This is a genomic window from Simplicispira sp., from assembly GCF_028687295.1.
In the GTDB taxonomy this organism is placed as follows: domain Bacteria; phylum Pseudomonadota; class Gammaproteobacteria; order Burkholderiales; family Burkholderiaceae_C; genus Simplicispira; species Simplicispira metamorpha.
The window spans coordinates 36,288-46,511 of sequence record NZ_JAQUAL010000008.1 but is presented as its reverse complement, the minus strand read 5'-3'; the positions used below and the strand labels follow the sequence as shown (position 1 = coordinate 46,511).

General features: G+C 59.6%; 7 protein-coding genes. All 7 read right to left on the bottom strand.

Annotated features, from left to right (window positions below):
- Positions 1–847 (bottom strand): EscU/YscU/HrcU family type III secretion system export apparatus switch protein (locus tag PHX69_RS02100; RefSeq protein WP_288042149.1); only part of this gene is annotated, 847 nt, incomplete at its 3' end.
- A gap of 87 nt (positions 848–934) precedes the next feature.
- Complete coding sequence (locus tag PHX69_RS02095; protein ID WP_119014148.1) at positions 935–1,573, bottom strand: protein phosphatase CheZ; 639 nt, start codon at positions 1,571–1,573, stop codon at positions 935–937.
- Positions 1,574–1,584: 11 nt separating this feature from the next.
- Entirely contained in the window at positions 1,585–1,971 is a 387-nt protein-coding gene (cheY, locus tag PHX69_RS02090) for a chemotaxis response regulator CheY (RefSeq protein ID WP_119014149.1), read from the bottom strand.
- 63 nt (positions 1,972–2,034) lie between these two features.
- Positions 2,035–2,979, bottom strand: a complete 945-nt coding sequence (gene motB, locus PHX69_RS02085) for a flagellar motor protein MotB (RefSeq protein ID WP_288042147.1) — start codon at positions 2,977–2,979, stop codon at positions 2,035–2,037.
- A gap of 9 nt (positions 2,980–2,988) precedes the next feature.
- Complete coding sequence (gene motA / locus PHX69_RS02080) at positions 2,989–3,849, bottom strand: flagellar motor stator protein MotA (protein ID WP_119014151.1); 861 nt, start codon at positions 3,847–3,849, stop codon at positions 2,989–2,991.
- A 218-nt stretch (positions 3,850–4,067) separates the two neighbouring features.
- The gene (locus tag PHX69_RS02075; protein ID WP_288042146.1) at positions 4,068–6,917 is read right to left on the bottom strand and encodes a beta strand repeat-containing protein; all 2,850 of its coding nucleotides are present in this window, start codon (positions 6,915–6,917) and stop codon (positions 4,068–4,070) included.
- An 89-nt stretch (positions 6,918–7,006) separates the two neighbouring features.
- Positions 7,007–10,219 carry an Ig-like domain-containing protein gene (locus PHX69_RS02070; protein WP_288042144.1) on the bottom strand — a complete coding sequence of 1,071 codons (3,213 nt, stop codon included), beginning with the start codon at positions 10,217–10,219 and terminating at the stop codon, positions 7,007–7,009.
- Positions 10,220–10,224: the final 5 nt, after the last annotated feature.

Here is a 10,224-nt window from a genome sequence, read left to right as displayed (position 1 = left end):
CGCTCATGGTGTCGTCGTACTTCAGCGCCACGGCATAGTGGGTGGGGTTCATCACCACAAAGTCGGCCTTGGGTACGGCAGTGACGCTGGCGCCGTCGGCAATCTCGCGCTGGCGCTGGCGCTGGCGGCCCTTGATTTGCGGGTTGCCATCGGATTCCTTGTGCTCTTGCTTGACTTCCTGGTGCGACATCTTCAAACGCGACTTGAAGAAGAACAGCTGCAGCGGTACATCGATCAGCGCCGTCAAAAAAACCACCAGCAGCAGCATGGCCATGCCCCCGGCCAACCAGTTGGCCACATAGCGGATGGCCACTGGCGAGGGTTGCAACACCAGTGCAGCCATCTCCTCAATGCTGTTGCCCATGTATTTCCAGGCCACGAACGTGAGGATGGTGGTCATCAGCACCATCTTGGCCACGTTGGTCATTTGTTGTTTGGAAAACAGATTGGCCGCGCCCGAGAGTGGGTTCAGGCGGTTGAATTGCGGCGTGATGGGCTTGAAGCTCCACACCCAGCCGCCTGCGCCCACGGCGCTGATCAAGGCTGCGGCACTGGTCAGCAAGGCAAAAAGGGCACTGGCCACCAGCCCTACCAGCACCATGGCTTGCAGGCGTACCAGCATATTCGTGGGTGTGCGTACCGTGGTCGCGTCAAACAGCAACTGGTGGCTCATCTCCAGTTGGATGCGGTCCAGCAGCTGTGGTGCCAAGACCAGCATGCTGACGCCCCCCATGCCCAAAATGGCCAGGTGGGACAAGTCGCGCGAGCGTGCCGCTTGCCCGTCGGTGCGGGCTTTCTGGAGCTTTCGCTCGGTAGCGGGAAGATCGCGGTCTTGGCTCGATTCCATGATGGCATGACGTAATAGGTCATGCCATTGTCGTGAGCGGGTACGAAATCTAAAGCCTGAAAAGCGGCCTATGGGCCGCTCTTATTGTTAAAAACCCAAGCTGGCCAACAGGTCGTCCACTTGGGACTGGTTGGTAACGACATCGGGTGTTTTCTCCGGGTCAACCACCGGGCCCGCCAGATGTTCGTGCGGCACTTCTACGGGCATGGGAGCGACACCGGGCGGTGCGGTGTCAATCACCAACTGCACCAGTTGCTCTTCAATGGTGGCGGCCAGCGTCACCACGCGGGCAATCACCTGGCCCGTCAGGTCATGAAAGTCCTGGGCCATCATGATCTCGGTCAGGTGCTCATCCGAGGTCTGGGCAATCTTCTCCACGTCATTGAGGAAATTCATGATCTCCCCCTTGGCCACTGCCGCCACGGGATCTTTGACCAGCGCGGTAGTGACCCGGCGTGTTTCAGCAGCCAGGTGGTCGTTTTGGGACTTGGCCTGCTCCACGCGACTCAGCACCTTTTCGGCAGCCGCCCCGGTCAGTCGTGCGATGTACGACAGGCGACTTTGCGCATCGGGCAGCTCGCTCATGCTGCTGCGCAGTTTGTCGGCATAGCCCAGTCCGTTCAGGGAATCATGGAGCTGGCGGGTCAGCATCCCTATTCGCTGGTGAACATCGACCGGAACAGGTGTCACAGGTGCGGCAGGCGCAGGAGTGTTGCTGGTGTCCATGGTAGCGTGGCTCACAGCCCCTGCTTTTTGATGATCAGGTTGACCTTTTCTTCCAGTGTGGCCTTGGTGAAGGGTTTGACGATATAGCCGGCAGCGCCGGCCTGCGCCGCAGCCACGATATCTTCTTTGCGCGCCTCAGCAGTGACCATCAACACTGGCAGATGCTTGAGCTTTTCGTCGCTCTTTACTTCTGCCAGCAGCTGAAAGCCATTCATATTGGGCATGTTGATATCAGTGACCACGAAATCGAACTTGCTGTTGCGCAGCTTGTGCAAGGCGACCACACCATCCTCTGCCTCATCGGCATCGGAAAACCCGCTTTCCTTGAGCAGGTTGCGCACGATGCGGCGCATCGTGGAGAAGTCATCGACGATCAGGAAGCGAAGGGCAGAAGACACGTGAGACCCTTTCGGTCGGAAATTACTGTATTTGCTGTCATGGGGTAGGTGGGTAGTGCCTGTTTATGGCTTGGCACCACCAGCGGGGGGATTTTCCTGCTTTTCATTGGGCAATTGTGCCGTGGGGAGGACAAGCGCGCTTTTACTCAGCAATCTTTCTTCGGCCTCGCGTGTCAGCACCGTGATGGTGATGCGCCGGTTGGCTGGTGCGCGCGGATTATCGGGTTCCATCAAGTCGCTGTCAGCCAGGCCCACCACGCGCGCCAGTTTGGCATCGGGCATGCCTGAAGTCACCAGCTCCCGGCGCGAGGCATTGGCCCGGTCGGCGGACAGCTCCCAGTTGCTGTAGCCTCGGTCGCTGTTGCCATAAGGCACTGCATCGGTGTGGCCTGCCAGGCTGATACGGCTCTCTACGCCACTGAGGGATGCCCCAATCGCATGCAGGATGTCGCGCATGTAAGGCTTGACCAGTGCGCTGCCGCTGTCAAACATGGGGCGGTTCTGGTCATCCACGATCTGGATTTGCAGGCCATCTGGTGTGACATCAATGCGGATCTGGGATTTGTATTCGTTCAGGCGTGGGCTTTGGGTGATGATGGCATCGATCTTTGCCCGCAGTGCCTTGATCCGTTCTGCATCCTGGCGGGCCTGCTCTGCACGGGCTTGCTCTGCGCTGGTTTTGCGCTGGGTGTTTTCATCGGAGTCCGAGCGCTTGACCTGGCCATGTACCTTGCTCAGGTCATTGCCGCCGCCCGGAATCACGCTGGAGCTGTTGCCTGCCCCCGAACCACCGGACATGGCCACCTTCATGGGTGAATTGAAGTAGTCGGCAATGCCCTGCAACTCGCCCTGCGCCGTGGAGCCCAGCAGCCACATCAGCAAAAAGAACGCCATCATGGCGGTCATGAAGTCGGCGTAAGCGATCTTCCAAGCGCCGCCATGGACGGCATGGCCGCCCTTCTTGACGCGCTTGATGATGATCGGCTGGAGCTTTTTTTCGGTGGCCATGGTTGCCGCTTATTTTTTGCCGCGCACGTACTCTTCCAGCTCCAGGAAGCTGGGGCGCTCGGTCGAGAACAGCACCTTGCGGCCAAACTCAATGGCAGTAGCCGGGTTGTAGCCCTGCATGCTGGCCAGCAGCGTGCATTTGATACACAGCAACTCTTTGGCTGCGTCGTCTGCCTTTTGCTCCATCAGGCCACCAAGGGGCTCGACGAAAGCGTAGGCCAGCAAAATCCCCAGGAAAGTACCCACCAGCGCCGAGCCCACCATCCCGCCCAGCACCGCCGGCGGTTGGCCCACCGAGCCCATGGTGTTCACCACCCCCAGCACCGCCGCCACGATACCGAAAGCAGGCAGGCCGCCTGCCAGGCGCGCCATGGCCGCCACCGGAGCGTGTGCCTCCTGGTGGTGGGTTTCGATTTCGTTGTCCATCAGGGCTTCGATTTCGTGGGCGTTGAGGTTGCCCGACACCATCATGCGCAGGTAGTCGGTGGTGAACTCGACCACATGGTGGTCAGAGCCCACAGTAGGGAATTTCTTGAACAGCTCGGATTCGTGTGGTGCTTCCACGTCGCCTTCGATGGCCATCAGGCCTTCTTTGCGCGCTTTTTGCAGAATTTCGTAGAGCATGGCCATCAGCTCCAGATAGCGCGCTTTGGTGTATTTGGAGCCCTTGAGCAAGGTGCCCATGGCCTTCATGGTGGCCTTGAGTACCTTGGGCTGGTTGTTGATGATGAATGCGCCAAAAGCCGCACCACCGATGGTGGCCATTTCAAATGGCAGTGCCTTCAGCACCACGCCAATGTTGCCGCCGTGCATGATGAACACGCCAAAGACGCAAACGAGGCTGACTAAATAACCAATGATGACGGGCATGCTGTGTGAAAACCAGAGGTGCTGTGGTGGCGGGTTGCAGGCGACGGTAGCGCTAAATGTATCGGATTGCTATTGCTGCAATTGTCCAAGAACCTTGTGAATCCCCCTTTTTTCATGTGATTGGTGCCTTGGTGGGTTGCCAGCAAACGCCCCCAACTTGCCAATTTATGAATTGCACCAGTGCCGCCTGCCTGGGGACAGGCGGGTGCGCAGTGGATTCAGGCCAGGTTGTCTGCGTGCACATTTGCCAGGCTCACGCCACTGAACGTGCCCACCAAGGTGATGCTCATGTCGTTGGCTGCGGTGCCGTCGGTCACGTAGTACACCCTGACGCCATCCGTGCCATCGGCTTCGCCCACCAGCAGCACAAAATTGAGTAGATCAATGGGATCGCTCTCGGCTGCGAAGGCACGACCCGATCCGAACAGTGCAGCCTTGGTCACTGCCTGCGTGCTGATGTCTGACGTAGTCAGCAACACCACCTGGTTTTCTATATTGAACAGCGCGATTTCGCCGGTCGATGCTGCCGCCACGCCGTCCTCTCCAATGGTGGTTCCGTCACCAGTCCGGTCATAGAACTTAGCCGCCGTCAGGAAGGAACCGAAGTCCAACGCATCGCCGCCCGCACCGAACGTGAAATCGGTGATGCTATCGGCACCGTTATTGGTCCCCGTATCCGCAAACACAAAGGTATCTGCGCCGACACCGCCTTGCAGGATGTCATTGCCAGCGCCGCCGGTGATCACGTCCACCCCATCGCCGCCGATCAGGGTGTCAGTCGCGCTGCCGCCGGTGATGGTGTCGGCACCCGCACCGCCTCTGATGTCGTTCCTGCCACCCGCAACACCCATCAAGGTGGTGGCGATGGCGCCGGTGATACCCGTCAGGTTGATCGCCCCGGTCGAGCTGGCGTGGCCGTCGCCCGACAAATCGATGGTGCGAATCGATCCCAGCTTGGCATCCGTGCTCTGAACGATGCTGTGCACGCGGATTGCGGCCGATTGGGTCTGGGCCACCAGCTGCTCCACAGTGACCGCACCCGCCAGGTCGTCGCCAGCTGCGAGGGCGATGGCGGCATTGACCTGGATTCGGTCCGCCGTGCCATCGCCGCCCGTGACTGCGTCCACCACCACATTGCCTGTCACAAAATCGGCCATCGCGGCGTACACAAAAGTGTCGTTGCCTGCGCCACCGTCCAGCGTGTCTACCCCAGTGCCGCCGGTGATGGTGTCGTTGCCTGAGCGGCCAGTGATGGTGTCATCGCCCGCACCGCCATTCAGGGTGTTGCCACCGGTGGTGCCAAAACTCAGGGTGTCGGCCTCGGCGGTACCGGTCATGTTCACGCTGCCAGCACCGGTAAACGTCTTGCTGGCCACCGCGTTGCCAACGCCAGCCGCCAGGCTTTGGCCTTCAGCTAGGGTGATGGTGGTCACGGTGGCCAGATCGGGCTTGGTGGCTGCTGTCACCCCATCGCGCTGGAAGGTGGCGATGGTTTTGCCCTCTACTTCCGCCGTGGTCACCGTGATGTTGCCGGTGGCGGGGCCGCTGAACGTGAGCTCGCCCGAAGTGACTGCCACCTCAAACGTGGGCGCATTGGGGTCGATGGTGAAGGCCACCACGTTGGATGCCGGGCTGAGGTTGCCCGCCGCATCGGTGGCTTTGACCGACAGCCGTTGTACGCCCGCCGCAACGGTGCTGCCTGTGGTGTCAAACGTCCACACCCCGGTGACGACATCGGCCGTGGCTTCGCCCAGCTTGGTGGTGTTGGCATAAATCAACACCGTCAAGCCCGGCTCGGCGGTGCCCGTCAGTGTGGCGGGCAGGGCCTTGAGCTTGAGCGTCTCGGGCGCCACCAGCGTTGGCGCGGCGGGGGCAAAGGTATCGATGGTGATGGTTTTTTCTGCGCTATTGGCAGAGCTGTTGCCCGCCACATCGGTGGCCACCACGCTGAGGATGTGCGTGCCCTCGGCCAGCTTGACCGAGGCTTTCCATTTGCCGTATTTGTCTACCTTGATGGGGTTGCCCAAAGCCGTGGCACCGTCGGAACCGCCGTACAGCTGCACCGTGGCACCCGCCTCAGCGGTGCCTTCGAGCTTTTGCGTGACCAGCTTGTCCACGGCCTTGAGCGCGCTGGTGATGGCGGGCACCTCAATGGCGGTATCCACCGTCAAAGTGACGGCTTTTTTGCTGGTGCTGGTGTTGCCCGCTGCATCGGTGGCCGTGGCCGTGATTTGGTGGATGCCATCGGCCAGCATCTTGGCGTTGGTTGGCGTCAGCGACCAGGTGCCGGTTTGGGCGTGGGCCACTGTGGTGCCCAGCGACGTCCCGTCGGCAAATACCTCTACGCTGGCGCCTTTTTCTGCCTTGCCCGACACAGTGGGCGTGCTGTCGCTGGTGGGCAGTCGGCTGGCCGTCACTGTGGGCGCCGCCGGGGCTTTGGTGTCCACCGTGTAAACGATGGTGCCAGTGGGCGTGCCAAACACCTTCTCGGCAAACTGCTCCCGGGCCGTGAGCTGGAACACGCCATCTTTGACCGCCGGTGGCGTGAACGTCCACAGGCCGGTGTTGGCATCCACCACCGCCTCGCCCAGCTGTTTTGTGCCGTTGAAGATAAACACCTTGGACGTGGTGCTGGTGGCCGCGCCCTGCAACACCGGCAGCGTTTTGCCAAATGCCACCGTGGGTGCCACCATGGCCAACGTGCCCACCTGGGCCGCGTCACGGAAATCCACCGTAAAAGTCTTCTCGACCGTGCTGGCGCCCAAAGTGCCAGTAGCAAAGCTGGCGGTGGTCAGGGTGAGCTTGAGCGCGGTTGCGTCATTCCCGTTGGCGTGGCTACCGGCATGGCCCGTGAGGCTCAACTTGGCCGTGGTTCCCGAGGTTTTAACCAGCACTGCGCTCAACCCCGTTGGCACACCCGTGTACTGCACGCCAGCCACCACGTCGCCGTTATCGCCGGCAAAAGTGCCGTCCGTCAGTCGCACGGTAATGTGGGTGGCAATCGTGCCGTTATTGCCAGCCGATTCAAGAAACTCGGTGCCGCTGGTGTCGATGGTGATATTGGCCATGGTGGTTGTCCCTTTCGGTGGGAGTTTGCGTAAATAAGAAGCCGTGCCCCTGCCGGGCCAGGCTGGGGCGATTCAGACGCTTTACAGCATCAAGTCAAGGCGAGGGTGCCATCGGCATACGAGAGGGTCTCTACACCAATCAGCTGCGCTGCGAAATAGCTCCCTACAACCAAGTAGCTGCCGTCTGTTTGCTTTTCGGTCTGGATGTTGCCCCATGCGTCATTGACGAACACCGTGTCGGTGCCAGTGCCGCCTTCTACGGTGTCAAAGCCACCCCCAAACAGGCTAATGATGTCGTCGCCAGCGCCTGTGCGGATGTAGTTGTCCACCGCGTTGTCTCGCACCGTGTCTGCTGCGCTGCCGGTAGTCACGTTCTCAATCCACACCCCGTGGGCAATGCCCACGTTGTTTTCTCCCGTGAACAAATGGTCGGTGAACCACTGGTTGGCATAAACACCCGCCACCCAGCTGTCCAGCCCCTTGTCGCCACCCCTTAACTGCTGGTAGTGCGCCTGTGTTGCTGCTGTCTGCATGGCGATGGTGTGCACATCGAAAGAACTGAGGGTTCCAGGCCGCAAATCCACCACACACACGCCGTCGGCAGTGGCTGCATTAATGCTGTCGGAGCCGCCAGCATCCCAAATAGTCAAATACCCTTTTTGATTGAACGATACGCTGTAGGTATTGTTCCCGATTGCGTGGCTGGTGTTGGCGCCGTACATGCTTTGCATGGCCGCAATATCCAGAATAGACCAAGAATCTGGTTTTGCGTCGCTGTCAGAAGTGTAGCTGTAGGTGTAGCCAGAACCCGTGGAGTTATAGAAAAATTCCGCCAGCCCGCTCTTGTTGTCCGTATAACTCATCACTGTGTAATCATAGTTATCCAGCGAATCTTCGAGGATATTCGGATTTTCGAACGGGTGCTTCAGGCCCATGGCGTGGCCAATTTCATGGATTACCGTAAAGTAGCTGTGGCCTCCCGCTGCATAGCTGGTGTCACGGTAATTGGTAGAGAGGAAAACATCTCCCGCATACGCGGGGGAAGTGCCTGGGTAATAGGCAAAACCGCCTACAGTGCTTTTTGTTGGTACTGCGTTGAAGCGTATGTCTCCCGTATTTCCTGCTGTTTCGGTGAACGTAACGGAAATCAACGACTCCAGTTTGTCGAATGCCTCTGCCACTACCGTTTTTTCTGTATTGTTCAATGTGCTCCAGCCGCTTGTCAAATTGCCATTGAGGGTTGCAGTATTAGAAACCCCAGAGTATTCAGAGGGAATGCTGGTATTAAAACTGTAATTTACGTTGCCAGAGTTCCACTTGTCAGTGGTTGCCAAAGAACTGTTATTGCTGAACAGCGTGCCAATATTGGTATCGGTATTGCTCTGTGCTGCGGCCAGGACGGCCAGGCTGGCGTTGCTCGTTACCTTGTTGGTGGCAGCCGTGGTGGCCAGCGTTGCCGCATCGTTGCCTGCCGCATCCTGAATCGCTGCGTTGGTTGCTGCGGCAACCACCGCAGGGGCTGCGTAGGCCACCTTGACCGACTGGCCTTCCGTGATGGGCGTTGTCAGTGTCAGTGTGACCCTGCTACCGCTGACGGTGACACCCGTGACAGCGTTGGCCGCCTCGCTGCCCGCCGTACCCGACAGGACGGTAAAAGCGCCCTTGTTCGGTGCTGTGCTGCCCAAATCCTCGCTGTAGGTCAGGACGATCTTGTCGCCCGTAAGGTTGGTCGCCGCAGAAACAAACTCGGGGGCAGTGGTGTCAACCACGGTCGGGGTGGTGTCGGGAGGTGCCGATCCACCCACCTTGAAGGTGTGCTCCACCGCCGTGGATGCCTTGCTGACGTTGGTCGCGGCATCTGTAGCGATGGCCGTGATCTTGAGCTTGGCTTCCTTGGTGACGGTGAATGCCGAGAGGTCGTTCACCACCCAGTTGCCACTCGCATCAGCCGTTGCCTCGAACACGTCTTTTTTGCTGCCGACCGTGATCTTGACCTTGGCACCGGCTTCAGCCGTACCTTTCAAACCGATCAAAGTGTCGCCAGATTTCACCAGCTCCAGCGTGGGCGTGGCGGTGAAGGTGTCGATGGTCACGATATCTGCCGCGTCGAGCACGCTGTTCTCGGAGACGTTGCCGGCTGCGTCCGTGGCGATCACGCTCAGCAAGTGCTTGCCATCGGTCAGCTTGACCGAAGATTTCCAAGTGCCGTCTTTGCCGATTTTGATGGCTTTGCCCAGGGCCAGCGAGCCGTCTTCGCCGCCGTACAGCTGCAGCGTGCCGCCGGTTTCGCCAGTGACCGCACCCGACAGGGTCACTGTGTTCTTTTTCGCCACGGTGGTGGCTTCCAGCGTGGGCGTGGCGATCGTGGTGTCGATGATCAAATCGACGGCTTTCTTGGTCTTGGTTTCATTGCCTGCGGCATCCGTGGCCTTGGCGGTGATCTTGTAGGTGCCGTCTGTCACCAGCTCTGTGTTCGCCACGGCCAGTGTCCAAAGGCCCTTGGCATCGGCAAAGGTGACGCCCAGGGACTTGGTTTGGGCTTCATCGGCAAACACTTCGACCATGGCGCCTTTTTCTGCCTTGCCAGACAGGACGGGTGTGGTGTCGCTGATGGCGCCCTTGATGGCGTTAACCGAGGGGGCTGCGGGCGCTTTGGTGTCCACCGTGAAGGCAAACCCAGCCGTCATGGCGCCTTTGCCGTCATTGGAAGCGCTGGCCGTGAGGCTGTACACGCCGTCTTTGAGCTTTTCGGTAGGCAGCTTGAACGACCAGGCGTTGCCTGTGACGGCGGCTTCGCCGATGGGCTTGGTGCCGCCGTTGTTGTAGATATAAACCTTGGTGACGCCGTCCGGGACAGCGCCCGTCACGGTGGGCAAATTGTCTGTTTTATAGACCTCCCCGGTGTCTGCACCACTTGGGGGCACCAGGGTCAGCGTGCCCGCTGGGGCTGCGGGCTTGAAATCGATGGTGAGACCGGTGGCGGACGGAAGTGCGTCACCTGCTGTGTAACCACTTGCGAAGGAGGTTGCCTTGAAGGCCACCCCCAAGTCATTGACAACGGCGGCGTGGCTACCAGCGGCACCCTTGAAGGTCAGCTTGGCCGTGGTGGCAGAGGTCTTGACCAGAACGGGGGTTAATCCTGTTGGAACACTGCTGAACGTGGCGTCCACTTCATCGCCGTTGTCGCCCGCAAAGGTGCCGTCAGTGATCTTGAATGTAAGGCTGTTGGCGATGGCGCCATTATTGCCAGCGACTTCTTCGAATTGGAAGCTGCCGGGAACGGCAGTAATTGCAATAGCCATCGTAG